Raw genomic sequence first — 26811 nt, forward strand, 5'->3', positions numbered from 1 at the left:
TGTAGTTTTTTAATTGATATTTTCTTTTCAAAGCTTGTTTTTCCCACGCTTCAATTATAAAACAGATATGTTTAAAAAATTCCTACCTTGGGTTTCTAAAAAATTTTTCTTTTTTTTAGAAATCACTAATAACCAATCTAATGTCTGAAGATTTACATAAAAATATTTGCAATCAAAATTTATTTAAAGTCTTCTTTAAAAAGCATTCTAAAAATTTACATGACTTTTTATATTATAAGTTTGGAGAACGATTAAACCCACAAGATAAAGTTCAAGACGCTTTTATTAAACTATGGGAAAACTGTAAAAAAGTACCACCAAATAAAGCAAAAAGTTACGTCTACACTATTGCTAATAACTTAATGCTTAACGAGGCTGCACACCAAAAAGTAGTTTTAAAACATCAAAAAAATAAACCGAAAGAGCATAGCAACGAAAGTCCTGAATTTTTAATGGAAGAAAATCAATACCGAAAAAAATTAGAAAACGCTATTGCAAATCTTACCGAAGCCGAACGTGTCGCTTTCTTGATGAATCGCACAGAAGGTAAACGCTTTAAAGAGATTGCTGAAATTTTAGATATAAGTACAAAAGCAGTAGAAAAACGTATTTATGGAGCTTTAAAAAAATTAAGAAAAGAAATAGAAGGTTTATAAGATTATTAATTAAAAAGATTAAAGTGAAGGTAGGAATTTTAAAATCCAACTTGTTATATTATTGAAGTAAAATTTATGGAAAAAGAATATTTAATAAAAAAATGGCTAGACAATAGTTTAACTCCTAAAGAGTTAGAAGCTTTTAAAGCGCTTGAAGATTACGAAGCACTTACCAAATTATCTAACTATTCTAAAGGTTTTAAAGCTACTGAATTTAATGAAGATGAAGCCCTAAAAATGGTACTACATAAAATAGAAACAAAAAAACAGAGCAACACCAATTGGTTACAACCTATATTAAAAATTGCTGCTATCCTAGTTTTATGTTTTGGTGCATATTATTATACCACAACATTGGATACTACTTTTACTACAGATTTTTCAGAAAAAATTGATATAGACTTACCAGATAATTCCAAAGTAAATTTAAATGCTTTATCAAGCATAACATTTAACAAAAGCGACTGGAAAAACAACAGAAATATATCCCTTAAAGGGGAAGCCTTTTTTGATGTTGAAAAAGGAAGCTCATTTAACGTAAACACTATAACTGGTACAGTAACTGTTTTAGGTACTGAGTTTAATGTAAAACAGCGTAATAACTTTTTTGAAGTAACCTGCTACGAAGGTTTAGTACAAGTCACTTATAAAAATAACAAAACCAAAATCAAACCAGGTGAATCGTTTTTAGTATTAAACGATTTGGTTATTAATAATAAAACTGATTATAGCAAACCACAATGGTTATCTAATACAAGTGCATTTAAAAGTTTACCCTTAAAAGAAGTTATTGCCGAATTTGAAAGACAGTACAACGTAAAAGTTGAAGCTAAAAACATTAATACCGACTTATTATTTACAGGTAGATTTACGCATGATAATCTTGACTTGGCTCTTAAATCAATAACTCAACCTTTACAACTTACTTACAAAAAATCTAATCAAACCATAATATTAAAGCGTGAGTAACAACCTTAAAACTTATTCATATATAATCTTATATTTTTTGTGTTTGTTTAATGGTTTTTCTCAAAACCAAAAACGACCACTAACAGAAGTTTTATCCTTAATTGAAGCTAAACATAAAGTAAGTTTTTCTTACGCAGATAAAGATGTAAAAAAACTATTAATAGACATTTCTACAGAAAATTCTTTAGATCATATTTTAAATGAAATCTCTTTAAAAACCAATCTTCAGTTTAACAAAATTGATCAACAATTTTATACCATAGTTAAGTATGATAAAGAAGAACACACATCTGTCCAACAGTTAGAAGAAGTTACAATTACAAATTATTTAACGTCTGGTATATCTAAAAGCAACACCGGAAACATAAGTATAAAACCAAAACAATTTGGCATTTTACCAGGTTTAATAGAAGCCGATGTATTACAAACTATACAAGCTTTACCTGGTGTTTTAAGCGTAGACGAAACTGTATCAAACATTAATGTTAGAGGTGGTACACATGATCAAAACCTATTTCTTTATGATGGAATTAAAATGTACCAATCTGGACATTTTTTTGGATTGATTTCGGCTTTTAATCCGCAATTAACACATAAAATTTCTGTGATTAAAAACGGGAGTAGTGCCAAATATGGCGATGGTATATCAAGTATTGTAGATATGCAACTATCAGACAAAATAAGTTCTGACAGCAATATTGGTATGGGACTTAATTTGATTAGTGCAGACGGATATGCTAAAATTCCGTTAGGCAAAAAGACTGAAATTCAAATTGCAGCAAGACGATCTGTAACAGATGTTTTAGACACACCAACTTACAACAACTATTTTGATCGAGTTTTTCAAGATACTGATTTGACTAATACAGAAGATGCAGCCGTTTCTAAAGATGAACATTTTTACTTTTATGACACTGCTGTAAAATTTCTTTATGATTTAACTGAAAAAGATAAAATAAGATTCAACTTTTTAAATATTTATAATGCTTTAGATTATAACGAAGAAGCAACAATTAATACAACCAACGAAACTTTTAACAGTCAATTAAAACAGCATAACATAGCTACTGGAATAACTTACGAGCGACAATGGAATAAGAAGCTTAATACCTTTGCGCAAATCTATTATTCTAATTACGACTTGGATGCAACTAACTTTGATGTTTTAAATAATCAACGCCTGATTCAGGAAAATGAAGTAGTTGATGGAGGTTTAAAGTTACATGTTAATTATAACTTAAGTCCAAGTATTAATATTAATGGAGGTTTCCAATTTACAGAAGTAGGAATAAGTAACCTAGAAGATGTTAATAACCCAGTATTTAGAAGTTATATTAAACGTGTTATTAGGACGTATTCTGGTTTTGTAGAAGCTCACTTTCAATCTAAAAATAAAAATACTTCGGCTAGATTAGGAGTTAGAGATAACTATTTTAAAAAATTTAATTTACATCTAGTTGAACCTAGATTACACATAAACCAGAGGTTTTTAAATCATTTTAGAGCAGAACTTTCTGCTGAGTATAAAAGTCAAAGCACCACTCAAATTATAGATTTACAAAAAGACTTTTTAGGTATAGAAAAACGTCGTTGGGTACTAGCAAACAACACAACAATTCCGGTTGTAAAAAGTAAACAAGCAAGCTTTGGTTTATCATATAACAAAAATAAATTACTAGTTACTGCAGAAGCATTTATTAAACACGTAGACGGTATTACTACACGTAGTCAAGGTTTTCAAAATCAGTATCAATTTGTAAATGCAATTGGTGATTATGAAATTAAAGGTGTTGACCTTTTAATAAATAAGCAATTTCAAAAATTTGGTACTTGGTTAAGCTATAGCTACTCTAAAAACAATTACACTTTTGAGGATTTGAATGAAGGAGCTTCTTTCCCTAACAACTTTGACATTACTCATGTTATTGATTTTGCAGGTACTTTTACTCTTGATGATTTAAAATTAGCTTTAGGTTTAAATTGGCATTCTGGTAGACCTTTTACAACACCAAATTACGAAGACTCAAACAATAACACTATCATTTATAACTCTCCAAACAATAGTCGGTTAGATGATTATTTAAGAGCAGATTTTTCGGCAACATATCAGTTTAACTTAGGAACCAACAGAGCCATTTTAGGTGCTTCTATCTGGAATATTTTAAACAAAAAAAATACTATAAATACTTACTATACTATTAATGACGGAGAAATTTTAAAAATTGAAAATGAATCTTTACGAATAACGCCTAATGTAAGCTTTAAGATTAGATTTTAGTTTAAAAAACCACCTAAAAAAGGTGGTTTTTTTATCTTTTTATATAACTATAATTTATTACAAATTATAATATGTTGTAAGTCGCTATTAATGAAATACCTCCTTTAATATCTGACTGGAACTCATCATTTACCTTATGTTTTTTAGAAAGATAGTAATTAATAGCCAATGACATTTTTTTATTATACTCACATCCTATACCAATAAAAAAGCTTGAATTTTTTTTGGTTTCGTTTTCTTTTGAAAGAATCGAGTAATTGTAATCTTGAAGAAACGTTGATTCTAGTATTAATTCTTGATTATATTCTGAACTTAAAATAAAATTTCTGACATAAGCAACTTGAAGGAAAAGGTTTAGTTTATCGTTAAGTAAAATATAATTTCTTAAACCAATTGGTAGCTCTATGAAAGAGTAAGATATATTTGATCTGTACGAAAAATCTATTAATCCATCTTCTTGTGTAAAATACTCTTCAAATTTTGTATTAGAAATATTTTGATAGTTAGGTGCTATAAAAACACTCCATTTATTTCTTTGAATAGGTAAGACAATTTCTGCTTCAACACCAAAAGCAATACTTGATCCTCCTTCAAAATTGACATCTTTTTCAGAGGTTTTTGTTACACTATAATCATCAAGCCCTGTACTTGGTGCTAATCCATATTCATATTTATAAGTATAATTATTTGATATTTTTGAATATGTACTTAATCCTCCTAATGCTTTTAATCTATAGATAGTTTTTGTTCTTTTTTTATATATCTGATTAAATTCTTGATCTATACATTTATTATATTTTTCGAAAAGATTTACTAATGCATCATTTCTATAATTCAACTTTGTAAATGTTTTCATTGTAAAATTATCGCATAATAAAACTTCATAAAGTTTCTTTTTATAGTCATGAGTTTCTACAACCTTATTTTTTTCTTTTAAATATTTTGTATGACTTAAATATTCCGGAGCTTGTCCTTCTATACTATAAAAAAAATAATCTTCTTCGTTTTGATACTTATAAAGAGATGCTTTACCGATCAATAGTACTTTTAAAAAAATATAATTATCTATTCTTTTAATAATTTTATTCTCAAGGTCTTTTAAATCTTGAGTTAAAAGATGTTTAATATAATATTGGTCTGTATCATAAACCCTAAATTCTTTTACAGAACTAATAGATTTTTGTTGAGAATTTGACGATTCGTTTAATTTATAAATAAACTTATCTGGACTGTTAGACCAATCTAAGTTTCTTATTAAACATTCTGTTTTATTATCATTTTCATCTATAAAATATCCTCTTTCATAAGTAATTTGAGCTTTTACGGATACAGTTAATAAAAATAATAATAATGTAAGTTTTTTCATGATTTGAATTTATTGATTAAAAATTCAAAATTAAAGAAATATCTTACAGTTACAAATAAAATTAATCTCTTATTAATGGCATTGTACTACAACGTAACAAGCCTTCTTGTTTAGCTATTTCGGCATAAGGCACTTCTTCAACAGTAAAACCTTTTTCTCTAAGCCAAGTATTTAAACGTGTAAAGTTTTTTTCTGAAATGATAACATCTTCTGAAATTGAAAAAATGTTGCTATTCATATTGTACATTTCTTCTTTAGAAATAATAAAGCAGCTTTCTTTTCCGAAGAAATTTAGTAACCATTCAAATTCAGTTTCATCTCTAAACCCTTCTTTATGTAAGATCGCTTTATCTGTTCCTATGGGTTGGAAACAACAGTCTAAATGCAGCGCATTATCGTAAGGGTTAGTTTGGGATTTATTTAAGTCGAAACTCTTTACTTTTTTATGAGGAAATTTTTCTTTGATATAATTTACACCTGCTTCATTAGTTCTAGCAACTATATAATCTGAATAATCTTCTCCTCTGTAAGTCCCGATAAAAATATAGTCATTCCAAAGCATGACATCTCCTCCTTCTATATGAGCTTCTTCTGGTGGACGTATTACTTTATTTGGATCTATTTGATCTATTACATATTGTACTGCTTCTAATTCGTTTTCACGGTCAGGAAGAATATTTGCTTTAACAAACACATCGTCTATTACAAAAGCTATATCTCTAGCAAATATTTGGTTACAATTTTCTATTATTTCTGGTCTAAATACTTTTACATCATATTTTTCAAAAACTTTTGCGACAGCTTCCATTTCTTTTACCATATCTTCTTCAACTGGATATGTTCCTGCTTTAATATGTTCTAAAGATTTAGGGTCGTAAGCTTCTTCTATTTTTGGAGTTGGACCATTACTTTTTGCGGTTCCTAAAACTACAGCTCGAAGCCTAGATGTTTCGTTTTTTACGTTTAATTGTAGCATAAATTAAATATATAAAAAAGCTTCATAAATAATTATGAAGCTTGTTTTAAAAGTTATATTAGTTCTATCTTTCGTTAATAGATTTAAATTCTCTATGGTTTTCACCAATGTAAATTTGTCTTGGACGTCCAATTGGTTCTTTACGTAAACGCATTTCTCTCCATTGTGCAATCCAACCTGGTAAACGTCCTAAAGCAAACATTACTGTAAACATTTCTACAGGTATGCCCATTGCTCTATAGATAATTCCTGAATAGAAATCTACGTTTGGATATAACTTACGTTTTACAAAGTAGTCATCGCTTAATGCTTCTTCAGCTAATCCTTTTGCAATATCTAAAACAGGATCTTCTACACCTAAGTCTCCTAAAACTTCGTCTGCAGCTTTCTTAATGATTTTTGCTCTTGGATCAAAGTTTTTATAAACACGGTGACCAAAGCCCATTAAACGGAAAGGATCTTCTTTGTCTTTTGCCTTAGCCATATATTTTTTAGTATCACCACCGTCTTCTTTAATTCCTTCAAGCATTTCTAAAACTGCTTGATTTGCTCCACCGTGAAGTGGTCCCCAAAGAGCAGAAATACCAGCTGATAACGAAGCAAATAAACCTGCGTGAGAAGAACCTACAATTCTAACTGTAGATGTAGAACAGTTTTGCTCATTATCTGCGTGCAAGATTAATAATTTATCTAATGCATTGATTAAAATATCATTTTGCTCATATGGTTTGTTAGGTTTTTCAAACATCATTTTTAAAATGTTTTCTACGTAACCTAAATCTTCACTACCATAATTTAATGGCAATCCTTGCTTTTTACGCATTGTCCATGCTACAAGCACAGGAAATTTACCTAAGATTTTAACAATAGCATTGTACATATCTTCTTCTGAATCTACATTTACAGAAGAAGGATTAAACGCTGTTAAAGCACTTGTTAAAGATGCTAAAACACCCATAGGATGAGCTGTCTTAGGAAAGGCATCAAGTATTTTCTTTATATCATCATCTACTACAGATTCTTTCTTAATATCTGAATGAAATTTATCTAACTGCTCTTGTGTTGGTAAATTACCAAAAATTAGTAGGTAAGCAACTTCTAAAAAGTCTGCTTTTTCTGCAAGATCTTCTATAGCATAACCTCTATATCTTAATACACCTTCTTCACCATTTAGAAATGTAATAGCACTTTCGCAAGAACCAGTATTTTTGTATCCTGGGTCTATTGTTGTAACGCCACCGGTTACACCTCTAAGTGTTTTAATATCTATTCCTATTTCATTTTCTGTACCTACAATTAATGGAAATTCGTGTTTTTCACCATTAATCTCTAGAATTGCTGTATTTGACATATATAATATTTGTATAATTTAGTTAAAATAAGTGCTGTAAAAGTACGAAAACTAAGCCGTTTTTTAAAGCGTATTAACATGGATTTTGCTATATTGATATAGTTATTTATTATCAAAAAAAAACTCTCATCATTTTAGATGAGAGTTTTCTATAGTTTTTATAAGAAAAAGTAATTATCTGTTTACTTTAAAAGCCTTTTCTTTTGGATAATAAGCTACATCTCCTAGCTCTTCTTCTATGCGAAGTAATTGATTGTATTTAGCCATACGGTCACTTCGAGATGCTGATCCTGTTTTAATTTGACCACAGTTTAATGCAACTGCTAAATCTGCAATTGTGTTATCTTCTGTTTCTCCTGATCTGTGAGACATTACTGAAGTATAACCAGCATTATGAGCCATATTTACAGCTGCAATAGTTTCGGTTAAAGTACCAATTTGGTTTACTTTAATTAAAATTGAATTGGCTATATCTTGGTCAATTCCTCTAGATAAACGCTCTACATTTGTTACATATAAATCGTCACCAACTAATTGTACTTTATCTCCAATTTTTTCAGTTAAATACTTCCAACCTTCCCAATCGTTTTCGTCCATACCATCTTCTATAGAAATAATTGGATATTTACCTGCTAATTCTGCTAAGTAATCTGCTTGCTCTTGGCTTGTTCTTACTTTTCCTGTTTCACCTTCAAATTTTGAGTAATCGTATTTTCCATCTACATAAAATTCTGCAGCAGCACAATCTAATGCAATCATTACATCATCTCCTAAATTATAACCTGCATTTTTAACAGCTTTTGCAATTGTGTCTAATGCATCTTCTGTACCGTCTAGTGTTGGAGCAAAACCTCCTTCATCTCCTACTGCTGTACTTAAGTTTCTGTCGTGTAAAACTTTTTTAAGATTATGGAATATTTCTGTTCCCATTTGTAATGCATGTGAAAAGTTTTTTGCTTTTACAGGCATAACCATAAACTCTTGAAATGCGATTGGAGCATCACTGTGTGATCCACCGTTAATGATATTCATCATTGGAACAGGTAAAGTGTTTGCACTAACACCACCTACGTATCTGTAAAGAGGCATACCTAATTCTGCTGCTGCTGCTTTTGCTACTGCTAAAGACACACCTAAAATAGCGTTTGCACCTAATTTAGATTTATTAGGTGTACCATCTATTTTACACATTAATGTGTCAATATAGTTTTGTTCAAAAACGTTGACACCAAGCAGTTCTTCTGCTAAAATATTATTAACATTATCTACTGCTTTAGTTACACCTTTACCCATATATTTATCGCCACCATCTCTAAGCTCTACCGCTTCATGTTCTCCTGTTGAAGCACCAGAAGGAACTGCTGCTCTACCTAAAAACCCGTTTTCTGTTTCAACATCTACCTCTACTGTTGGATTTCCTCTTGAATCAAAAATTTGTCTTGCGTGAACATTAATTATAATACTCATATATTTAATTTTTAGTTAATTATCTTCAAATTTAAGTTTAAAATCTCACTATAAACAGCTTTAAAGTGAGAAATACATAAAATTTAATCTATATCGTTTTAGTAAAAGAAATAAGGCAACGAAATTTAATATTCGTTGCCTTTTTTTTATTTGTTTGATTTTATATTTTCTATGAATTGATCAAAAAGATATGTAGAGTCATTTGGTCCTGGACTAGCTTCTGGATGATACTGTACAGAGAAAACATTTTTAGATTTCATTTTTAAACCTGCTACTGTATTGTCATTAAGATGTACATGTGTAATTTCTAGGTCTGGATGTGCTTCTGCTTCTTCTCTATTTACTGCAAAACCATGGTTTTGAGATGTTATTTCTCCTTTACCAGTTTCTAGGTTCATAATAGGGTGATTTATACCTCTATGACCGTGATGCATTTTGTAAGTAGAAATTCCGTTAGCTAAAGCGATAACTTGGTGGCCTAAACAAATTCCAAATAAAGGAAGATTATTATCTATAATTTGTTTTGCTACTTCAATTGCTCCTTTTAATGGTTCTGGATCACCAGGACCATTTGATAAAAAATAGCCATCAGGATTCCAATCACTCATATCTTTAAAAGTACTATCAAAAGGGTAGACTTTTATATATGCGCCACGTGTTGCTAAATTACGAAGGATGTTCTTTTTTATTCCTATATCTAATGCAGCTATCTTTATAGGAGCATTTTCATCTCCTACATAATATGCTTCTTTAGTTGATACTTTAGAGGCAAGTTCTAAACCATTCATTGAAGGCACTTTTGATAGTTGCTCTTTTAAGCCTTCAACATTATCAACTTCTGTAGAAATAACTGCATTCATCGCTCCGTTTTCACGTATGTATGTAACTAATGCTCGTGTATCTACATCAGAAATTGCTAAAAGATTGTGTTTGTTTAAAAAATCTTCTAATGATCCATCTGCTTTAACTCGGGAAAAATCATAACTAAAGTTACGACAAATTAATCCTGATATTTTAATTGAGTCAGATTCAACTTCTTCATCATTAACTCCGTAATTACCAATATGCGCATTGGTTGTTACCATTAATTGTCCATAGTAAGACGGATCTGTAAATATTTCTTGATAACCAGTCATGCCGGTATTAAAACATACTTCTCCAAAAGCAGTGCCTTCTTTGCCTACTGCTTTTCCATGAAAAATTGTTCCGTCTTCTAATAAGATAAGTGCTTTTTTAAGTTTTTGATATTTCATTGTAATAATAAAGGTTTCACAAAATTGCATAAAAAAAAGGATAATCTAAAATAGATTATCCTTTATATGTTAAATGCTTATTAACATTTATTCTTCTTCGTTAGTTGCTGTGTTATCAACTTTAGCTGCAGCTGGTTTAGAACCACCACGTCTACTTCTTCTTGTTGATTTTTTAGGCTTGTTACCAGCATTATAAATTTCGTTATAATCTACTAACTCGATCATTGCCATATCAGCGTTATCTCCTAAACGATTACCTAATTTGATAATACGCGTATATCCACCTGGTCTGTCTCCTACTTTAGTTGCTACTTCTCTAAATAATTCTGTAACAGCCTCTTTTTGTCTTAATCGACTAAAAACGATACGTCTATTATGAGTAGTATCTTCTTTAGCTTTTGTAATCATTGGCTCTACAAAAACTTTTAAAGCTTTTGCTTTAGCAACAGTAGTGTTGATACGCTTGTGCTCTATTAAAGAACAAGCCATGTTAGCTAACATAGATTTTCTATGTGCTGTTTTTCTACCTAAGTGGTTTATTTTTTTTCCGTGTCTCATGACATTTTTGTTTTAACCATCATCTTGCTCTACCCTTTTTGAGGAGCAAAATATGAAGTGTTAGTCTTTATCTAATTTGTATTTTGAAAGATCCATACCGAAGTTAAGACCTTTAACATTAACAAGCTCTTCAAGCTCTGTTAAAGATTTTTTACCAAAGTTACGGAACTTCATTAAATCATTTTTATTGAAAGATACCAAGTCACCTAAAGTATCTACTTCTGCAGCTTTTAAACAGTTAAGAGCACGAACAGATAAATCCATATCTACTAACTTAGTTTTAAGCAACTGTCTCATATGAAGTGATTCTTCATCATACGTTTCAGTTTGAGCTATCTCATCAGCTTCTAAAGTAATTCTCTCATCTGAGAATAACATAAAGTGGTGAATTAACGTTTTAGCTGCTTCTGTTAAAGCATCTTGTGGATTTATAGAACCATCAGTTTGGATTTCGAAAACTAATTTTTCATAATCCGTTTTTTGCTCTACACGGTAATTTTCAATGCTGTATTTAACATTTTTAATTGGTGTGTAAATCGAATCTGTAAAAATTGTTCCTATAGGAGCTGTAGCTTTTTTGTTTTCTTCAGCAGGAACATAACCTCTACCTTTTTCGATAGTGATTTCCATGTTAATATTTACTTTTGGATCTAAGTTACAGATTACTTGATCTGCGTTTAATACTTGAAATCCTGAAATAAATTTTTGAAAATCTCCAGCAACGATTTGTTCTTGTCCAGAAATTGAAATTGAAACAGACTCATTATCTACATCTTCTATTTGACGCTTAAAACGAACTTGTTTTAAGTTTAAGATAATTTCTGTTACGTCTTCAACAACACCTGGTATTGTAGAAAATTCGTGATCTACACCTTCTATTCTAACTGATGTTATTGCAAAACCTTCTAAAGATGAAAGTAAAACTCTACGTAAAGCATTACCAACTGTTAAACCATAACCTGGTTCTAATGGTCTGAATTCGAATTTACCTTCGAAGTCAGTAGAATCAATCATGATTACTTTATCAGGTTTTTGAAAATTAAATACTGCCATATTGTTCTTCGTTTTAATTGTTATTTAGTTGCGCGGTTTATAAGTTTGAAGAGATACGAATAAACCCTTTGGCTAAATACCAATGTTAATTTATTATTTTGAGTATAATTCGACGATGAATTGCTCGTTAATATTTTCTGGTATTTGAATTCTTGCAGGTACAGATACAAAAGTTCCTTCTTTTTTCTCTGTATTCCAAGTAATCCATTCAAATACATTACTTGAATTTGAAAGTGATCTTTCTATAGCTTCAAGTGATTTAGATTTTTCTCTTACTGCAACAACATCTCCTGCTTTTAATTGGTATGAAGGGATATTTACTACTTCACCATTAACAGTAATATGTCTGTGAGAAACTAATTGTCTTGCTCCTCTTCTTGAAGGAGAGATACCCATTCTAAATACAACGTTATCTAATCTAGACTCACACAATTGTAATAAAACTTCACCTGTAATTCCAGGTGCTGCTGTTGCTCTTTTAAACATGTTTCTGAATTGCTTTTCTAAAATACCATAAGTATATTTAGCTTTTTGCTTTTCCATTAATTGGATTGCATATTCAGATTTTTTACCACGTCTTTTGTTTGCTCCATGTTGTCCTGGAGGGTAATTTCTTTTTTCGAAAGCTTTATCGTCTCCGAAGATAGCTTCGCCAAATTTACGAGCTATTTTAGTTTTAGGACCAGTATATCTTGCCATTTTTAAATTAATTAAAGAGTGATTATGAATTAAGGTCTTAATCTTATCCTTCGATAATCGTTAATCTCTTGTTATACTTGTTTATTAAATTTTTTCAGTTTGCAAATTTATGCAAAAAATTAATACCATCTGAAAAACAGATGATATTAATTTTATAATGTGTTTTATAACGTAAATTATTATACGTAATTAAACTCTTCTTCTTTTAGGAGGACGACATCCGTTGTGTGGTAATGGAGTAACATCTATTATTTCTGTTACTTCGATACCTGCATTGTGAATAGAACGGATAGCAGATTCTCTACCATTACCAGGACCTTTCACATAAACTTTCACCTTTTTTAAACCAGCCTCTTTAGCTACACCTGAAGCATCTTCTGCTGCTAATTGCGCTGCATAAGGAGTATTTTTTTTAGATCCTCTAAAGCCCATCTTACCTGCAGATGACCATGAAATTACGTCACCTTTTTTGTTTGTAAGTGAGATAATGATGTTGTTAAAAGAAGCTGTGATGTGTGCTTCTCCTACAGCATCAATAATAACTTTACGTTTTTTTGTACTTTTAGCGTTATTCTTTGCCATATTATTATTGTTCTTTGTTTTTAGTTAATAGTCGCTAGAATCCTAAACCTTTTATAATTTCAAACAGATTCCTTCCAACGTCTAAATACTAAAGACCAAATTGTTTATTAGCTTGCTTTTTTCTTGTTAGCAACTGTTTTTCTTCTACCTTTTCTAGTTCTAGAGTTGTTTTTAGTACGTTGTCCTCTTAATGGAAGACCTGCTCTATGACGTATCCCTCTGTAACATCCTATATCCATTAATCGCTTAATGTTTAATTGGGTTTCAGAACGTAATTCACCTTCAATAGTATAGTTACCAACAGCGTCACGGATTGCTCCGATTTGATCATCTGTCCAGTCTTGTACTTTGATGCTTTCGTCTACTTTAGCAGCTGCTAAAATTTCTTTTGCTCTACTTTTACCTACTCCGTAGATATAAGTTAAAGAGATTACTCCTCTTTTCTGTTTTGGTATGTCTACTCCTGCAATTCTTGCCATAATTACCCTTGTCTTTGTTTGAATCTAGGATTCTTTTTATTAATGACGTAAAGTCTACCTTTTCTGCGCACTATTTTACAATCTGCGCTTCTTTTTTTAATTGATGCTCTTACTTTCATCGTATTAGTATCTATAAGTTATACGAGCCTTAGTTAAATCGTAAGGACTCATTTCTAATTTTACTTTATCTCCTGGTAAAAGTTTAATGTAATGCATACGCATTTTACCAGAAATATGCGCAGTCACAATGTGACCATTTTCTAATTCTACTCGGAACATAGCATTAGATAATGCTTCTATAATTGTTCCGTCTTGTTCTATTGCTGCTTGTTTTGCCATGTTAAAAATATTAAGCTACTGCTTTTCTGTTTTTACCTGTTTTCATCAAGCCATCGTAATGTCTATTTAACAAGTAAGAATTTACTTGTTGCATAGTATCGATTGCAACTCCAACCATAATTAATAATGATGTACCTCCAAAAAATAATGCCCATCCTTGTTGTACACCCATTAACTTAACTATAAATGCTGGGAACACAGCTATTAAAGCTAAGAATATTGAACCTGGTAACGTTATTTGAGACATTATCTTGTCTAGGTACTCTGATGTTTCTGATCCTGGACGAATACCTGGTATAAAACCACCGCTTCGTTTTAAATCATCAGCCATTTTGTTAGTAGGTACTGTAATTGCAGTATAAAAATACGTGAATATGATAATTAATAATGCAAATACTAAATTGTACCAAAAACCAAATATATCAGAGAAATTAGTTTGTAACCACAAACCTGCCGATGTATCTTCTAAGAAAGAAGATTTACCAATAAGTCCTGGAACAAACATAATTGCTTGAGCAAATATGATTGGCATTACACCTGAAGCGTTAAGCTTTAATGGAATGTATTGTCTTGACCCAAATACATTCTTTTCATAACCACCAGATGCTGTTCTTCTTGCGTATTGTACTGCTATTTTACGTACTGCCATTACAAGCAAGATTGATAATAAGATGATAGCAAACCATATGACAACTTCAAATAAAATCATCATTACGTTATTACCATCTTGTAATCTTGAAGCAGCATTTTGTAAAAATGCTTTAGGTAAGGTAGCAATAATACCAACCATAATTAATAACGATATACCATTACCAATTCCTTTGTCAGTAATTTTTTCACCTAACCACATAGCAAAAATTGTACCTGTAACTAAGATTACTATAGAAGAAACATAAAACATTCCTCCTTGTCCTAATAAAAATGCTGAATTTGGAATACCAAACACTGGACCTAAACTAGCTAAATAACCTGGTGCTTGTACTAAGCATATTGCTATAGTTAACCATCTTGTTATTTGTGTTATTTTCTTTTGTCCGCTTGCACCTTCTTTTTGTAGTTTTTGTAAGTAAGGAATAGCTATTCCCATTAATTGAACTACAATAGAGGCTGAAATGTAAGGCATGATTCCTAGAGCAAAAACTGATGCATTTGCAAAAGCTCCACCAGTAAAGGCATTTAATAATCCAAATAAACCTTCACTAGTTTCAGTTTGTAAGTTAGATAACTGGGCAGCATCAATACCTGGTAATACCACTTGTGCTCCAAATCTATAAACTAATAACAAACCAACAGTAACGACGATTCTGTTTCTTAGTTCTTCGATTTTCCAAACATTTTTTAATGTCTCTATAAATTTCATGCGTCTATAATTCTTATAAAGTTACAGCTTCTCCTCCTGCAGCTTCGATAGCAGCTTTAGCAGTAGCAGTAAATTTATGAGCTGTTACGTTTAACTTTGATTTTAATTCACCTCTTCCTAAGATTTTAACTAATTCGTTTTTACCAACTAGTCCTAAACTTACAAGTGTTTCAAAATCTAAAGTATCATTAATTTTCTTATCGTCAACTAATTGTTGGATAGTGTCAAGGTTAACTCCTTGATACTCTTTACGATTTATGTTAGTAAAGCCAAACTTAGGCACTCTACGTTGGATTGGCATTTGCCCTCCTTCGAAACCTACTTTTTTAGAGTATCCTGATCTAGATTTAGCTCCTTTGTGTCCACGTGTTGCAGTACCACCTTTACCAGAACCTTGACCTCTACCTACTCTTTTTCCTTGACCTTTAACTGAACCTTCTGCAGGTTTTAAATTACTTAAATCCATTTTTCAGTATTATTATTTAATTTCTTCTACAGAAACTAAGTGATTTACTTTTGCTACCATTCCTAAGATATTAGGAGTAGCCTCGTGCTCTACAACTTGCCCAATCTTTTTAAGACCAAGAGCTTCTAAAGTTCTCTTTTGTCTTTGAGTTCTATTGATTGCGCTTTTAACTTTTTTTACTTTTATCTTAGACATTTCTGTTTTGATTAACCGTTAAAAACTTTTTCTAAAGAGATTCCTCTTTCACGAGCAATCGATTGTGGGTCTCTTAATTGTAATAAAGCATCAAAAGTAGCTTTTACTACATTGTGTGGGTTTGATGATCCTTGAGACTTAGATAATACATCGTGTACACCTACTGCTTCTAAAACTGTTCTAACAGCTCCTCCAGCAATTACTCCTGTACCAGGAGCTGCAGGTATAATGTTTACTCTTGCACCACCATATTTACCTTTTTGTTCGTGAGGTAATGTTCCTTTTGATATAGGTATACGTACTAAATTTTTCTTAGCATCTTCTATTGCTTTTGCTATTGCACTAGCAACATCTTTTGATTTACCTAGACCATGTCCTACTACACCTGCTTCATCACCAACCACAACGATTGCTGAAAATCCAAATGCTCTACCTCCTTTAGTTACTTTAGTAACTCTTTGCACTCCAACTAAACGATCTTTAAGATCTAATCCACTTGGTTTTACTAACTCTGCGCTTTTGTATTTTTGATACATAATTTCTTAGAATTTAAGTCCTCCTTCTCTAGCTCCTTCAGCTAATGATTTTACTCTTCCGTGATATAAATAACCACCTCTATCAAAAGAAATAGTTTCAACACCAGCCTTTAAGGCTTTTTCAGCGATAGACTTACCTACTAATGCAGCTATTTCTACTTTATTACCTTTTGAAGAACTAATATCTTTATCTCTTGAAGATGCAGCTACTAGTGTTTTACCTGTAACGTCATCTACTATTTGAGCATAAATTTCTTTATTACTTCTGAAAACAGATAATCTCGGTCTTGCTTCTGTACCAGAAACAATCTTACGAATTCTGCTTTTTATTCTTGATCTTCTTTGTGATTTTGTTAACGCCATAACTAAATTATTATGCTGATTTACCAGCTTTTCTTCTTAATTCTTCTCCAACAAACTTAATACCTTTTCCTTTATATGGTTCAGGCTTTCTAAATCCTCTGATCTTAGCAGCTACTTGACCTACTAATTGCTTATCAAAAGATGAAAGTTTAATAATTGGATTTTTACCTTTTTCAGAAACTGTTTCAACTTTAATTTCTGGTGCTAAACTCATCACTATATTGTGAGAAAAACCTAAGGCTAATTCTAAAACATTACCTTGGTTACTTGCTCTGTATCCTACTCCGACTAACTCTAGTTCTTTAGTCCATCCTTTAGATACTCCTTCAATCATATTATTGATCAAAGAACGGTATAAACCGTGCTTAGCTTTATGTTGTTTAGTTTCTGCAGAACGTGTTACTAATACGTTTCCTTCTTCTACTTTTACTTCTACAGTATCAAAATCTTGAGTTAATTCCCCTAATTTTCCTTTTACCGTAATTGTATTATCTTTTACTGTTACAGTTACTCCTTCTGGAATGGCAACTGGATTATTTCCTATTCTTGACATTTTCTTTCTGGATTTTTAATTAGTAAACGTAACATAAAACTTCGCCACCTACATTCTCTCTTTGGGCTTGTTTACCTGTCATTACTCCGTGAGAAGTAGAAACAATTGCAATACCTAAACCGTTAAGAATTCTTGGCATTTCTTTAGAACCTGAGTACTTACGTAAACCAGGTTTACTAATTCTTTGAATTTTTCTAATTACTGGCTCTTTTGTCTCTTTATTGTACTTAAGAGCTATCTTGATAGTTCCTTGTACTGAAGAGTCATCAAATTTATAACTTAAAATATATCCTTGATCGAATAATATTTTAGTTATATCCTTTTTTAAATTTGAAGCAGGTATTTCAACTACTCTATGATTAGCACGCACAGCGTTTCTAATTCTAGTTAAATAATCTGCTATTGGATCTGTATACATATGTATTAATTTGCGGACTTGGTTTTTGCACTATTGCAAACCTTAATCCAATTTATAATAATTTTACCAACTTGCTTTTTTAACACCTGGTATTAAACCTTTGTTTGCCATTTCTCTAAACATTACACGAGAGATACCAAAAGTACGCATATATCCTTTTGGTCTTCCTGTTAGTTTACATCTATTGTGCATACGAACCGGAGATGCATTTTTTGGTAACTTTTGTAATGCTTCGTAATCTCCAGCTTCTTTTAAAGCTTTACGTTTCTCAGCATATTTAGCTACTGTTTTTGCTCTTTTAACCTCACGGGCTTTCATTGATTCTTTAGCCATAATTTAGTTTTTTTGAAAAGGCAATCCTAATTCTGTTAATAATGATTTTGCTTCTTTATCAGTTTCAGCAGAAGTTACAAATGTAATATCCATTCCGTCAATTTTATTAACTTTATCGATATTTATTTCTGGAAATATAATTTGTTCAGTAACTCCTAGGTTGTAGTTACCTCTTCCGTCAAAACCTGTAGCTTTAATTCCGTTAAAATCTCTTACACGTGGTAACGCAGTAGTGATTAAACGATCTAAAAACTCATACATTCTTTCTCCACGTAAAGTAACTTTTGCTCCGATTGGCATTCCTTTACGTAATTTGAAAGACGCAACATCCTTTTTAGACATAGTAGCAACAGCTTTTTGACCAGTAATAGTTGTTAATTCTTCTACTGCGTGGTCTACTAATTTTTTATCTGCTACTGCAGCACCAACACCTCTAGAAAGCACTATTTTTTCTAGCTTTGGTACTTGCATAACGTTACTATATCCAAATTCTTCTGTAAGAGCTGCAATTACTTTGCTTTTATACTCTTCTTTTAGTCTCGGTGAATATCCCATAACTATAATACTTCATTAGATTTTTTAGAAAATCTTACTTTTTTATCACCTTCCATTCTATAACCTACTCTAGTTGTTTCTCCTTTAGAAGTTAACAATGATAAGTTTGAAATGTTAATTGGTGCTTCTTTTTCTACAATACCACCTTGAGGGTTTTGTGCACTTGGTTTAGTATGTTTCTTAACCATGTTCACGCCTTCTACTATAGCTTTGTTTTTTTCGATAAGCACTTTTTGTACTGTACCTTCAGATCCTTTATGATCACCTGCTATAACTTTTACGGTATCTCCTGTTTTTATTTTAAGCTTTGCCATCTTATTTATCAATTAAAGCACCTCTGGTGCTAATGATACAATTTTCATGAATTGTTTATCACGAAGTTCTCTAGCTACAGGTCCAAATACACGTGTTCCTCTCATTTCTCCTGTTGGATTTAATAAAACACATGCGTTATCGTCAAATCTAATATATGATCCATCTGGACGTCTAACTTCTTTTTTGGTACGAACAACTACTGCAGTAGAAACAGCTCCTTTTTTAACGTTTCCGTTAGGAGTTGCATCTTTTACTGAAACGACAATTTTGTCTCCTACAGAAGCATATCTTCTTTTAGTACCACCTAGAACACGAATAGTTAATACTTCTTTTGCTCCAGTGTTGTCTGCTACTTTTAATCTTGATTCTTGTTGTACCATAATTACTTCGCTCTTTCAATTATTTCAACTAATCTCCAACATTTAGATTTACTTAAAGGTCTTGTTTCCATGATCTTTACAGTATCACCAATGTTACAATCATTTGTCTCGTCGTGTGCTACGTATTTTTTAGTCTTTAATACGAACTTTCCGTACATTGGGTGTTTTACTTTTTTAACCTCAGAAACCACTATTGATTTCTGCATTTTGTTACTAGTAACTACACCTATACGCTCTTTTCTTAAATTTCTATTTTCCATCTTTAAGCAGAATTATTTTAAATCTCTTTTAGTTAATTCCGTAGCTATTCTAGCAACATCACGTCTTACTGAACGTAATTGAATAGGATTCTCTAAAGGAGAGACTGCATGAGCCATTTTTAAATCTACATAGCTCTTTTTTGTTTCACTAAGTTTCTCTTGTAACTCAGCTACAGATAATTCTTTAATTTCTGACTGTTTCATAATATTAATTAATTATGCTTCGTAATCTCTAGCGATTACAAACTTAGTTTTTACTGGTAATTTTTGAGCTGCAAGTCTTAATGCTTCTTTAGCAACGTCTAAAGGCACACCTCCAACTTCAAATAAGATTCTTCCTGGTTTAACAACAGCCGCCCAATATTCTACAGCACCTTTACCTTTACCCATACGTACTTCAAGAGGTTTCTTTGTAATAGGCTTGTCTGGAAATATTTTAATCCATAATTGCCCTTCTCTTTTCATGTAACGAGTAGCTGCAATACGAGCTGCTTCAATTTGACGTGAAGTTAGAAAGTTAGAATCTAATGATTTTATTCCAAAAGTTCCGTAAGATAATTGGTGACCTCTTCCAGAGTTACCTTTCATACGTCCCTTTTGTTGTTTTCTAAATTTTGTTCTTTTAGGCTGTAACATTTTTTCTTTGCTTTAAAAAATTACTTTCTACGACGTGATTTATTATCTCTCTTTCCACCACGACCACCTTTTCCTTGCTTCTTAGATAATCCAACAAGAGGAGAAAGTTCTCTTTTTCCATATACTTCACCTTTCATGATCCATACCTTAACACCTAATCTACCATAAGTAGTGTGTGCTTCAACTAAAGCATAGTCAATATCGGCTCTAAAAGTTGATAAAGGAATACGTCCTTCTTTGTAATGTTCTGAACGTGCCATTTCAGCACCGTTTAAACGACCACTAATTTGAACTTTAATTCCTTCTGCATTCATACGCATTGTTGCAGCAATAGCCATTTTAATTGCTCTTCTGTAAGAAATACGATTTTCTATTTGGCGAGCAATACTTGATGCAACTAAAAACGCATCTAGTTCAGGTCTTTTTATTTCAAAAATATTAATCTGAACTTCTTTACCAGTAATTTTCTTAAGCTCTTCTTTTAACTTGTCTACCTCTTGACCACCTTTACCGATAATAATACCAGGTCTAGCAGTAGTGATAGTAACGGTTACAAGTTTAAGAGTTCTTTCGATAATTACTCTTGATACACTAGCTTTAGATAAACGAGCATAAACATACTTTCTTATCTTATCGTCTTCGGCAAGTTTATCACCATAATCGTTTCCTCCGTACCAGTTAGATTCCCATCCTCTGATAATTCCTAAGCGATTTCCGATTGGATTTGTTTTTTGTCCCATATCTATCTTAGCTTTGTGTATTATTGTTAGCTCCTACTACGATTGTTACGTGGTTTGAGCGTTTTCTTATTCTGTGTGCACGTCCTTGAGGAGCTGGTCTTAATCTTTTTAACATAGATCCACCATCAACTCTTATCTCTTGAACAAAAAGTTCAGCATCTTCTATACTAGCATCTTCATTTTTTGCTTGCCAGTTAGCTATCGCAGATAATAATAATTTTTCTAAACGATTTGAAGCTTCTTTTTGGCTAAACTTTAAAATATTAAGTGCTTTTTCTACGCGTTCACCTCTAACTAAATCAGCAACTAAACGCATTTTTCTTGGTGACGTAGGACAGTTATTAAGCTTTGCAAAAGCTACTTGCTTTTTTGCTTCCTTAATAGCGTCTGCCATTTGTTTTTTACGACTTCCCATAGCTTACTTTTTTCCTTTATTTTTAGCACCAGCATGTCCTCTAAAAGATCTTGTTGGTGAAAATTCTCCTAATTTATGTCCAACCATGTTTTCTGTAACATAAACTGGAACAAACTGACGACCGTTGTGTACTGCGATTGTTTGACCAACAAAATCAGGTGTAATCATACTAGCTCTTGACCATGTTTTGATTACTGTTTTTTTGTTAGCTTCTACATTAGCAGCTACTTTCTTTTCTAATTTATAATGAACGTAAGGTCCTTTTTTTAATGATCTTGCCATGTCTTATTATTTCTTTCTACGTTCTACAATGTACTTGTTACTTGCTTTTGTTTTAGAACGGGTTCTGTAACCTTTAGCAGGTACACCGTTTCTAGAACGTGGATGTCCACCTGCAGACTTACCTTCACCACCTCCCATTGGATGATCAACTGGGTTCATAACTACAGGTCTTGTTCTTGGACGTCTTCCTAACCATCTACTACGTCCTGCTTTACCAGAAACTAACAATTGATGATCTGAGTTAGATACAGCTCCAATTGTAGCCATACATGTAGACAAGATTAATCTAGTTTCTCCTGAAGGTAATTTGATCGTAACAAATTTACCATCCTTTGCCATTAATTGTGCAAAAGCACCAGCACTACGTGCCATAACAGCACCTTGACCAGGTCTTAACTCTACACAAGAAATAATTGTACCTAATGGTATATTAGCTAATGGCATAGCATTTCCAATTTCAGGAGATGCAGTTTCACCAGAAACAACAGTTTGCCCAACTTTTAATCCATTTTGAGCAATAATATATGCTTTTTCACCATCTTGATAGTTTAATAAAGCAATAAACGCTGTTCTGTTTGGATCGTATTGAATCGAAGCAACTTCAGCAGGAACACCTACTTTAGTTCTTTTAAAATCGATAATACGATACCTTCTTTTATGGCCACCACCTTTGTAGCGCATAGTCATACGTCCTTGACTGTTTCTACCACCTGATCTTTTTTTCGGAGCTAATAAACTTTTCTCCGGCTTGTCAGTAGTAACGGCGTCAAACCCGTTTACTACTCTAAATCGCTGACCTGGTGTGATTGGTTTTAATTTTCTTACTGACATTTGTCTTTAATTACATGTTAGTGTATAAATCAATCATTTCACCTTCCGCCAGTTGTACAATTGCTTTTTTCATTGCATTTGTTTTACCATGTTGAATACCAGTTTTTGTATACTTAGTATTTCTATCTGGACGGACATTTATAGTACGAACTTTTTCTACAGAAACGCCATAAGCAGCTTCTACTGCTTTTTTAATTTCTACCTTGTTCGCCTTTGTGTTCACGAAGAAACTGTAACAGTTATTTAATTCACTGTTTGCAGTTGCTTTTTCTGTGATTATAGGTTTAATTAAGATACTCATTTTGTTTCTTATTTACTTAAGTTCGACTCAATTCCTTCTAAAGAACCCTCTAAAAGGACAACTTGATTTGCATTTAGTATTTTATAAGTGTTTAATTCTGAAGAAGTTACAACTTCAGACCCTTTTAAATTACGTGACGACAAATATACGTTATTATTTGACGCACCCAAGACAAACAATGATTTTTTATCTTGTAGGTTTAATGCGTTTAAAATTGCTGTAAAGTTTTTAGTCTTTGGAGTGTCAAAATTAAAGTCTTCTAAAACTATAATTGATTTCTCGTTTGCCTTAATACTTAATGCAGACTTACGCGCTAAACGCTTTAAGTTTTTATTTAATTTAAAAGAGTAGTTTCTTGGTCTTGGTCCGAACATACGTCCTCCTCCTTTAAACACTCCTGATTTGATACTACCAGCTCTGGCAGTACCAGTACCCTTTTGCTTTTTAATTTTACGAGTACTTCCTGCAATTTCTGCTCTTTCTTTAGACTTATGCGTACCTTGTCTTTGATTTGCTAGGTATTGCTTTACATCTAAATATACAGCATGATTGTTAGGCTCTATAGCAAAAACACCATCAGAAAGGTCTGCCTTTCTTCCTGTTTCTTTTCCGTTTATATCTAAAACTGCTACTTTCATTACTTTCTGATAATTACATAAGCGTTTTTGTGTCCAGGTACACAACCTTTAACAACAAGTAAGTTCTTTTCTGGAACTACTTTTAAAACTCTTAAATTTTCAACTTTAATTGAGTCTCCACCCATACGACCTGCCATACGCATTCCTTTGAATACTCTTGCAGGATAAGATGCAGCACCAATAGATCCTGGTGCTCTTAAACGGTTATGTTGACCATGAGTAGCTTGTCCTACTCCGCCAAAACCATGACGTTTAACAACTCCTTGAAATCCTTTTCCTTTTGATGTCCCTGAAACATCAACAAACTCACCTTCAGCGAAGTGATCTACAGTGATTGCATCACCTAATTTGTACTCCTCCTCAAAACCTTTAAATTCGACAAGTTTGCGTTTTACAGAAGTACCTGCTTTTTTAGCGTGACCTAAGTCTGCTTTTGTAGCACTTTTTTCTGTCGCGTCATCGAAACCTAATTGTACAGCATTGTAGCCATCAACTTCTTCAGTTCTGACTTGGGTAACGATACATGGTCCAGCTTCGATTACTGTACATGGAATGTTTTTTCCATTTTCATCAAAGATGCTTGTCATACCGATCTTTTTTCCAATTAACCCAGACATATTTATTTATTTATTTATTAATTTATTTATTAAAATTCAAGGCTGAAAAATACGTTTCAGCCTTGAATTGTATTTTTTACCGTTTTTCCTTCGCTCGCAGCTCCGGACATGTTTCGTTTAAATTCCTTAAACGAATTTTAATCTTACTTACACTTTGATTTCAACTTCAACTCCACTTGGTAATTCAAGCTTCATTAAAGCATCAATTGTCTTAGAAGATGAAGAGTAAATATCTAATAGTCTCTTGTAAGAGCTTAATTGAAATTGTTCTCTTGACTTCTTATTTACGTGTGGTGAACGTAATACAGTGAAAATCTTTTTGTGTGTTGGTAATGGAATTGGTCCAGTTACTACAGCACCAGTACTTTTTACTGTTTTTACAATCTTTTCAGCAGACTTGTCTACTAAATTGTGATCGTAAGACTTTAATTTTATTCTGATTTTTTGACTCATTTTCTTAAGATTTACGATTCAGCGCCTTTAGCAGCTTTTATTACTTCTTCTGAAATGTTAGATGGAGTTTCTGCATAATGAGAAAATTCCATTGTAGAAGTTGCACGTCCTGAAGATAATGTTCTTAATGTAGTTACATATCCAAACATTTCTGATAATGGTACAGTTGCTTTTACTGTTTTAGCTCCTGCTCTGTCACCCATATCACTAACTTGTCCTCTACGACGGTTTAAGTCTCCTACGATATCACCCATGTTTTCTTCTGGAGTGATAACTTCTAACTTCATTATTGGTTCCATTATTACAGCTTTTGCAGCTTTTGCAGCAGCTTTGAAACCTAATTTAGCAGCTAATTCGAACGATAACTGATCAGAATCCACATCGTGGTAAGATCCATCTGTTAAAGTCACTTTCATAGCGTCTACTTCGTATCCTGCTAATGGACCATTTTTCATAGCCTCTTTAAATCCTTTTTCTACTGAAGGAACAAATTCTTTTGGTACGTTACCTCCTTTAATTTCAGAGACAAATTCTAAACCATCTTTTCCTTCTTCAGCTGGCTCTAAAGTAAATACAATGTCTGCGAATTTACCACGTCCACCAGATTGCTTTTTATAAACTTCTCTGTGCTCTGCACGTTGTGTAACTGCTTCTTTGTACTCTACTTGAGGTTGACCTTGACTTACTTCAACTTTAAATTCACGCTTTAAACGATCTACAATAATATCTAAGTGAAGCTCACCCATTCCAGATATAATTGTTTGTCCAGAAGCTTCATCAGTTCTTGCTGTAAATGTTGGATCTTCTTCAGCTAATTTAGCTAAAGCCATACCTAACTTATCAACGTCTGCTTTAGTCTTTGGCTCTACCGCGATACCGATTACTGGATCTGGGAATTCCATAGATTCTAAAACAATTGGTGCATTTTCTGAAGATAAAGTATCTCCTGTTTTAATATCTTTAAAACCTACAGCTGCTCCAATATCTCCTGCTTCGATAAAATCGATTGCATTTTGTTTATTAGAGTGCATTTGGTAAATACGAGAGATACGTTCTTTTTTACCTGAACGATTATTTAACACATAAGAACCTGCATCTAAACGTCCAGAATAAGCACGGAAGAATGCTAAACGTCCTACGAACGGATCTGTAGCAATCTTAAACGCTAAAGCTGAAAATGGATCTTTAGCATCTGGTTTACGCACAACAGAATCTCCTGTATTAGGATCTGTTCCTACAATATTATCTCTATCTAATGGAGAAGGTAAATAACGACATACAGCATCTAATAAAAACTGCACACCTTTATTTTTGAAAGAAGAACCACATACCATTGGTATTATAGCCATATCCATTACAGCAGCTCTAAGTGCAGCATGCACTTCTTCTTCTGTAATAGAATCTTCATCTTCCATAAATTTTTCTAAAAGATTCTCGTCGTAAGTTGCAACTTCTTCAATTAAAAGTGCACGGTACTTACGCGCTTCTTCTTTCATATCTTCTGGAATATCGATAACATCAAAAGTAGCCCCTTGAGTTTCGTCATGCCATACGATAGCTCTGTTTTTTACTAAATCAATAATACCTTTAAAGTCTGCCTCATCACCAATATTTAAAACGATTGGCACAGCGTTTGACTTTAACATATCTTTTACTTGTTGACATACCGCTAAGAAATTAGATCCTTGACGGTCCATTTTGTTAACAAATCCGATACGTGGTACTTTATAATTATCAGCAAGTCTCCAGTTAGTTTCAGATTGTGGCTCCACACCATCTACTGCACTAAATAAGAATACTAAACCGTCTAACACACGTAAAGAACGGTTTACCTCTACTGTAAAATCAACGTGACCAGGAGTATCAATGATGTTAAAGTGATAATCTTTAGTTTCTGGTAGTGGTTGTGCATTTTCCATTGGAAACTTCCACGTACAAGTTGTAGCAGCTGAAGTAATTGTAATACCTCTTTCTTGCTCTTGCTCCATCCAGTCCATAGTAGCAGCACCATCATGTACCTCTCCTATCTTATGAGAAACTCCTGTATAATAAAGAATACGCTCTGTTGTTGTAGTTTTACCTGCATCAATATGAGCTGCAATTCCTATGTTTCTTGTATATTTTAAATCTCTTGCCAT

38 protein-coding genes are annotated in these 26811 nt (G+C 32.3%); 3 read left to right on the forward strand and 35 right to left on the reverse strand.

Going from position 1 to position 26811, the window contains the following annotated elements:
• Positions 1-140: 140 nt before the first annotated feature.
• From ACEQT4_RS10680 to ACEQT4_RS10690, 3 genes are all read left to right on the forward strand, one after another.
• A complete protein-coding gene (locus tag ACEQT4_RS10680; protein ID WP_370227608.1) occupies positions 141-656 on the forward strand; it encodes an RNA polymerase sigma factor in 516 nt (171 codons plus the stop codon).
• 75 nt (positions 657-731) lie between these two features.
• Complete coding sequence (locus ACEQT4_RS10685; RefSeq protein WP_370227610.1) at positions 732-1625, forward strand: FecR family protein; 894 nt, start codon at positions 732-734, stop codon at positions 1623-1625.
• On the forward strand, positions 1618-3903 hold the full coding sequence (locus tag ACEQT4_RS10690) for a TonB-dependent receptor plug domain-containing protein (protein ID WP_370227612.1): 2286 nt from the start codon (positions 1618-1620) through the stop codon (positions 3901-3903). The genes ACEQT4_RS10685 and ACEQT4_RS10690 overlap by 8 nt, the downstream gene beginning before the upstream one ends.
• A gap of 64 nt (positions 3904-3967) precedes the next feature.
• Here the strand turns inward: ACEQT4_RS10690 and ACEQT4_RS10695 are convergent, their stop codons facing one another.
• From ACEQT4_RS10695 to fusA, 35 genes are all read right to left on the reverse strand, one after another.
• Complete coding sequence (locus tag ACEQT4_RS10695) at positions 3968-5269, reverse strand: hypothetical protein (RefSeq protein ID WP_370227614.1); 1302 nt, start codon at positions 5267-5269, stop codon at positions 3968-3970.
• Positions 5270-5330: 61 nt separating this feature from the next.
• Positions 5331-6245, reverse strand: a complete 915-nt coding sequence (locus ACEQT4_RS10700; RefSeq protein ID WP_370227616.1) for a dimethylarginine dimethylaminohydrolase family protein — start codon at positions 6243-6245, stop codon at positions 5331-5333.
• 64 nt (positions 6246-6309) lie between these two features.
• Positions 6310-7596: a citrate synthase gene (locus tag ACEQT4_RS10705; RefSeq protein ID WP_370227618.1), complete on the reverse strand. Its 1287-nt coding sequence runs from the start codon at positions 7594-7596 to the stop codon at positions 6310-6312.
• Between the two features lie 174 nt (positions 7597-7770).
• Positions 7771-9063, reverse strand: coding sequence for a phosphopyruvate hydratase (gene eno, locus ACEQT4_RS10710; RefSeq protein ID WP_304141996.1), 1293 nt, complete (start codon positions 9061-9063; stop codon positions 7771-7773).
• 146 nt (positions 9064-9209) lie between these two features.
• Positions 9210-10316 carry a glutamine-hydrolyzing carbamoyl-phosphate synthase small subunit gene (gene carA, locus ACEQT4_RS10715; protein WP_370227620.1) on the reverse strand — a complete coding sequence of 369 codons (1107 nt, stop codon included), beginning with the start codon at positions 10314-10316 and terminating at the stop codon, positions 9210-9212.
• Between the two features lie 87 nt (positions 10317-10403).
• Positions 10404-10874, reverse strand: coding sequence for a 50S ribosomal protein L17 (gene rplQ / locus ACEQT4_RS10720; protein WP_027880188.1), 471 nt, complete (start codon positions 10872-10874; stop codon positions 10404-10406).
• 60 nt (positions 10875-10934) lie between these two features.
• The gene (locus ACEQT4_RS10725) at positions 10935-11927 is read right to left on the reverse strand and encodes a DNA-directed RNA polymerase subunit alpha (RefSeq protein WP_027880189.1); all 993 of its coding nucleotides are present in this window, start codon (positions 11925-11927) and stop codon (positions 10935-10937) included.
• A gap of 93 nt (positions 11928-12020) precedes the next feature.
• Positions 12021-12626: a 30S ribosomal protein S4 gene (gene rpsD / locus ACEQT4_RS10730; protein WP_027880190.1), complete on the reverse strand. Its 606-nt coding sequence runs from the start codon at positions 12624-12626 to the stop codon at positions 12021-12023.
• A gap of 189 nt (positions 12627-12815) precedes the next feature.
• Positions 12816-13208, reverse strand: coding sequence for a 30S ribosomal protein S11 (gene rpsK / locus ACEQT4_RS10735; protein WP_027880191.1), 393 nt, complete (start codon positions 13206-13208; stop codon positions 12816-12818).
• Positions 13209-13315: 107 nt separating this feature from the next.
• Positions 13316-13687: a 30S ribosomal protein S13 gene (gene rpsM, locus ACEQT4_RS10740; RefSeq protein WP_027880192.1), complete on the reverse strand. Its 372-nt coding sequence runs from the start codon at positions 13685-13687 to the stop codon at positions 13316-13318.
• A gap of 2 nt (positions 13688-13689) precedes the next feature.
• On the reverse strand, positions 13690-13806 hold the full coding sequence (gene ykgO / locus ACEQT4_RS10745; protein WP_010519235.1) for a type B 50S ribosomal protein L36: 117 nt from the start codon (positions 13804-13806) through the stop codon (positions 13690-13692).
• Between the two features lie 4 nt (positions 13807-13810).
• Entirely contained in the window at positions 13811-14026 is a 216-nt protein-coding gene (gene infA, locus ACEQT4_RS10750; protein ID WP_007094967.1) for a translation initiation factor IF-1, read from the reverse strand.
• Positions 14027-14036: 10 nt separating this feature from the next.
• A complete protein-coding gene (secY, locus tag ACEQT4_RS10755; protein WP_370227625.1) occupies positions 14037-15386 on the reverse strand; it encodes a preprotein translocase subunit SecY in 1350 nt (449 codons plus the stop codon).
• 13 nt (positions 15387-15399) lie between these two features.
• Positions 15400-15852, reverse strand: coding sequence for a 50S ribosomal protein L15 (gene rplO, locus ACEQT4_RS10760; protein ID WP_027880194.1), 453 nt, complete (start codon positions 15850-15852; stop codon positions 15400-15402).
• A gap of 12 nt (positions 15853-15864) precedes the next feature.
• Positions 15865-16047: a 50S ribosomal protein L30 gene (gene rpmD / locus ACEQT4_RS10765; RefSeq protein ID WP_027880195.1), complete on the reverse strand. Its 183-nt coding sequence runs from the start codon at positions 16045-16047 to the stop codon at positions 15865-15867.
• A gap of 11 nt (positions 16048-16058) precedes the next feature.
• A complete protein-coding gene (rpsE, locus tag ACEQT4_RS10770) occupies positions 16059-16583 on the reverse strand; it encodes a 30S ribosomal protein S5 (protein WP_027880196.1) in 525 nt (174 codons plus the stop codon).
• Positions 16584-16589: 6 nt separating this feature from the next.
• On the reverse strand, positions 16590-16946 hold the full coding sequence (gene rplR, locus ACEQT4_RS10775) for a 50S ribosomal protein L18 (protein WP_027880197.1): 357 nt from the start codon (positions 16944-16946) through the stop codon (positions 16590-16592).
• 10 nt (positions 16947-16956) lie between these two features.
• Complete coding sequence (gene rplF / locus ACEQT4_RS10780; RefSeq protein WP_027880198.1) at positions 16957-17499, reverse strand: 50S ribosomal protein L6; 543 nt, start codon at positions 17497-17499, stop codon at positions 16957-16959.
• A 19-nt stretch (positions 17500-17518) separates the two neighbouring features.
• A complete protein-coding gene (gene rpsH, locus ACEQT4_RS10785; RefSeq protein ID WP_027880199.1) occupies positions 17519-17917 on the reverse strand; it encodes a 30S ribosomal protein S8 in 399 nt (132 codons plus the stop codon).
• A 63-nt stretch (positions 17918-17980) separates the two neighbouring features.
• Complete coding sequence (rpsN, locus tag ACEQT4_RS10790; protein WP_027880200.1) at positions 17981-18250, reverse strand: 30S ribosomal protein S14; 270 nt, start codon at positions 18248-18250, stop codon at positions 17981-17983.
• Positions 18251-18253: 3 nt separating this feature from the next.
• Entirely contained in the window at positions 18254-18805 is a 552-nt protein-coding gene (gene rplE, locus ACEQT4_RS10795; RefSeq protein ID WP_027880201.1) for a 50S ribosomal protein L5, read from the reverse strand.
• 2 nt (positions 18806-18807) lie between these two features.
• Entirely contained in the window at positions 18808-19119 is a 312-nt protein-coding gene (rplX, locus tag ACEQT4_RS10800; RefSeq protein WP_027880202.1) for a 50S ribosomal protein L24, read from the reverse strand.
• A gap of 12 nt (positions 19120-19131) precedes the next feature.
• Entirely contained in the window at positions 19132-19500 is a 369-nt protein-coding gene (gene rplN, locus ACEQT4_RS10805) for a 50S ribosomal protein L14 (protein ID WP_027880203.1), read from the reverse strand.
• A 2-nt stretch (positions 19501-19502) separates the two neighbouring features.
• Positions 19503-19760, reverse strand: a complete 258-nt coding sequence (gene rpsQ / locus ACEQT4_RS10810; RefSeq protein WP_027880204.1) for a 30S ribosomal protein S17 — start codon at positions 19758-19760, stop codon at positions 19503-19505.
• A gap of 12 nt (positions 19761-19772) precedes the next feature.
• On the reverse strand, positions 19773-19964 hold the full coding sequence (gene rpmC / locus ACEQT4_RS10815) for a 50S ribosomal protein L29 (protein ID WP_027880205.1): 192 nt from the start codon (positions 19962-19964) through the stop codon (positions 19773-19775).
• Positions 19965-19976: 12 nt separating this feature from the next.
• Entirely contained in the window at positions 19977-20396 is a 420-nt protein-coding gene (gene rplP, locus ACEQT4_RS10820) for a 50S ribosomal protein L16 (RefSeq protein ID WP_027880206.1), read from the reverse strand.
• A gap of 20 nt (positions 20397-20416) precedes the next feature.
• Entirely contained in the window at positions 20417-21136 is a 720-nt protein-coding gene (gene rpsC, locus ACEQT4_RS10825) for a 30S ribosomal protein S3 (RefSeq protein WP_027880207.1), read from the reverse strand.
• A gap of 7 nt (positions 21137-21143) precedes the next feature.
• The gene (rplV, locus tag ACEQT4_RS10830) at positions 21144-21551 is read right to left on the reverse strand and encodes a 50S ribosomal protein L22 (protein ID WP_370227631.1); all 408 of its coding nucleotides are present in this window, start codon (positions 21549-21551) and stop codon (positions 21144-21146) included.
• A 3-nt stretch (positions 21552-21554) separates the two neighbouring features.
• The gene (rpsS, locus tag ACEQT4_RS10835; protein ID WP_027880209.1) at positions 21555-21833 is read right to left on the reverse strand and encodes a 30S ribosomal protein S19; all 279 of its coding nucleotides are present in this window, start codon (positions 21831-21833) and stop codon (positions 21555-21557) included.
• Positions 21834-21839: 6 nt separating this feature from the next.
• Positions 21840-22664: a 50S ribosomal protein L2 gene (rplB, locus tag ACEQT4_RS10840; RefSeq protein WP_027880210.1), complete on the reverse strand. Its 825-nt coding sequence runs from the start codon at positions 22662-22664 to the stop codon at positions 21840-21842.
• 10 nt (positions 22665-22674) lie between these two features.
• Entirely contained in the window at positions 22675-22965 is a 291-nt protein-coding gene (gene rplW, locus ACEQT4_RS10845; protein ID WP_027880211.1) for a 50S ribosomal protein L23, read from the reverse strand.
• An 8-nt stretch (positions 22966-22973) separates the two neighbouring features.
• Positions 22974-23603: a 50S ribosomal protein L4 gene (rplD, locus tag ACEQT4_RS10850; RefSeq protein ID WP_027880212.1), complete on the reverse strand. Its 630-nt coding sequence runs from the start codon at positions 23601-23603 to the stop codon at positions 22974-22976.
• Positions 23603-24220, reverse strand: a complete 618-nt coding sequence (gene rplC / locus ACEQT4_RS10855) for a 50S ribosomal protein L3 (protein WP_027880213.1) — start codon at positions 24218-24220, stop codon at positions 23603-23605. Before rplC ends, rplD begins: the two co-directional genes overlap by 1 nt.
• Before the next feature lie 147 nt (positions 24221-24367).
• A complete protein-coding gene (rpsJ, locus tag ACEQT4_RS10860) occupies positions 24368-24673 on the reverse strand; it encodes a 30S ribosomal protein S10 (RefSeq protein ID WP_010181931.1) in 306 nt (101 codons plus the stop codon).
• 11 nt (positions 24674-24684) lie between these two features.
• Entirely contained in the window at positions 24685-26811 is a 2127-nt protein-coding gene (fusA, locus tag ACEQT4_RS10865) for an elongation factor G (protein WP_027880214.1), read from the reverse strand.

The sequence above is a fragment of the Mesoflavibacter sp. genome, from assembly GCF_964226795.1.
In the GTDB taxonomy this organism is placed as follows: domain Bacteria; phylum Bacteroidota; class Bacteroidia; order Flavobacteriales; family Flavobacteriaceae; genus Mesoflavibacter; species Mesoflavibacter zeaxanthinifaciens.

Coding starts and splice junctions, on each gene's coding strand:
- ACEQT4_RS10680 (WP_370227608.1), top strand. CDS start 141: ATGTCTGAAGATTTACATAAAAATATTTGCAATCAAAATTTATTTAAA.
- ACEQT4_RS10685 (WP_370227610.1), top strand. CDS start 732: ATGGAAAAAGAATATTTAATAAAAAAATGGCTAGACAATAGTTTAACT.
- ACEQT4_RS10695 (WP_370227614.1), bottom strand. CDS start 5,269: ATGAAAAAACTTACATTATTATTATTTTTATTAACTGTATCCGTAAAA.
- ACEQT4_RS10700 (WP_370227616.1), bottom strand. CDS start 6,245: ATGCTACAATTAAACGTAAAAAACGAAACATCTAGGCTTCGAGCTGTA.
- ACEQT4_RS10705 (WP_370227618.1), bottom strand. CDS start 7,596: ATGTCAAATACAGCAATTCTAGAGATTAATGGTGAAAAACACGAATTT.
- eno (WP_304141996.1), bottom strand. CDS start 9,063: ATGAGTATTATAATTAATGTTCACGCAAGACAAATTTTTGATTCAAGA.
- carA (WP_370227620.1), bottom strand. CDS start 10,316: ATGAAATATCAAAAACTTAAAAAAGCACTTATCTTATTAGAAGACGGA.
- rplQ (WP_027880188.1), bottom strand. CDS start 10,874: ATGAGACACGGAAAAAAAATAAACCACTTAGGTAGAAAAACAGCACAT.
- ACEQT4_RS10725 (WP_027880189.1), bottom strand. CDS start 11,927: ATGGCAGTATTTAATTTTCAAAAACCTGATAAAGTAATCATGATTGAT.
- rpsD (WP_027880190.1), bottom strand. CDS start 12,626: ATGGCAAGATATACTGGTCCTAAAACTAAAATAGCTCGTAAATTTGGC.
- rpsK (WP_027880191.1), bottom strand. CDS start 13,208: ATGGCAAAGAATAACGCTAAAAGTACAAAAAAACGTAAAGTTATTATT.
- rpsM (WP_027880192.1), bottom strand. CDS start 13,687: ATGGCAAGAATTGCAGGAGTAGACATACCAAAACAGAAAAGAGGAGTA.
- ykgO (WP_010519235.1), bottom strand. CDS start 13,806: ATGAAAGTAAGAGCATCAATTAAAAAAAGAAGCGCAGATTGTAAAATA.
- infA (WP_007094967.1), bottom strand. CDS start 14,026: ATGGCAAAACAAGCAGCAATAGAACAAGACGGAACAATTATAGAAGCA.
- secY (WP_370227625.1), bottom strand. CDS start 15,386: ATGAAATTTATAGAGACATTAAAAAATGTTTGGAAAATCGAAGAACTA.
- rplO (WP_027880194.1), bottom strand. CDS start 15,852: ATGGATTTAAGTAATTTAAAACCTGCAGAAGGTTCAGTTAAAGGTCAA.
- rpmD (WP_027880195.1), bottom strand. CDS start 16,047: ATGTCTAAGATAAAAGTAAAAAAAGTTAAAAGCGCAATCAATAGAACT.
- rpsE (WP_027880196.1), bottom strand. CDS start 16,583: ATGTATCAAAAATACAAAAGCGCAGAGTTAGTAAAACCAAGTGGATTA.
- rplR (WP_027880197.1), bottom strand. CDS start 16,946: ATGGCGTTAACAAAATCACAAAGAAGATCAAGAATAAAAAGCAGAATT.
- rplF (WP_027880198.1), bottom strand. CDS start 17,499: ATGTCAAGAATAGGAAATAATCCAGTTGCCATTCCAGAAGGAGTAACT.
- rpsH (WP_027880199.1), bottom strand. CDS start 17,917: ATGTATACAGATCCAATAGCAGATTATTTAACTAGAATTAGAAACGCT.
- rpsN (WP_027880200.1), bottom strand. CDS start 18,250: ATGGCTAAAGAATCAATGAAAGCCCGTGAGGTTAAAAGAGCAAAAACA.
- rplE (WP_027880201.1), bottom strand. CDS start 18,805: ATGGGATATTCACCGAGACTAAAAGAAGAGTATAAAAGCAAAGTAATT.
- rplX (WP_027880202.1), bottom strand. CDS start 19,119: ATGGCAAAGCTTAAAATAAAAACAGGAGATACCGTAAAAGTTATAGCA.
- rplN (WP_027880203.1), bottom strand. CDS start 19,500: ATGGTACAACAAGAATCAAGATTAAAAGTAGCAGACAACACTGGAGCA.
- rpsQ (WP_027880204.1), bottom strand. CDS start 19,760: ATGGAAAATAGAAATTTAAGAAAAGAGCGTATAGGTGTAGTTACTAGT.
- rpmC (WP_027880205.1), bottom strand. CDS start 19,964: ATGAAACAGTCAGAAATTAAAGAATTATCTGTAGCTGAGTTACAAGAG.
- rplP (WP_027880206.1), bottom strand. CDS start 20,396: ATGTTACAGCCTAAAAGAACAAAATTTAGAAAACAACAAAAGGGACGT.
- rpsC (WP_027880207.1), bottom strand. CDS start 21,136: ATGGGACAAAAAACAAATCCAATCGGAAATCGCTTAGGAATTATCAGA.
- rplV (WP_370227631.1), bottom strand. CDS start 21,551: ATGGGAAGTCGTAAAAAACAAATGGCAGACGCTATTAAGGAAGCAAAA.
- rpsS (WP_027880209.1), bottom strand. CDS start 21,833: ATGGCAAGATCATTAAAAAAAGGACCTTACGTTCATTATAAATTAGAA.
- rplB (WP_027880210.1), bottom strand. CDS start 22,664: ATGTCAGTAAGAAAATTAAAACCAATCACACCAGGTCAGCGATTTAGA.
- rplW (WP_027880211.1), bottom strand. CDS start 22,965: ATGAGTATCTTAATTAAACCTATAATCACAGAAAAAGCAACTGCAAAC.
- rplD (WP_027880212.1), bottom strand. CDS start 23,603: ATGAAAGTAGCAGTTTTAGATATAAACGGAAAAGAAACAGGAAGAAAG.
- rplC (WP_027880213.1), bottom strand. CDS start 24,220: ATGTCTGGGTTAATTGGAAAAAAGATCGGTATGACAAGCATCTTTGAT.
- rpsJ (WP_010181931.1), bottom strand. CDS start 24,673: ATGAGTCAAAAAATCAGAATAAAATTAAAGTCTTACGATCACAATTTA.
- fusA (WP_027880214.1), bottom strand. CDS start 26,811: ATGGCAAGAGATTTAAAATATACAAGAAACATAGGAATTGCAGCTCAT.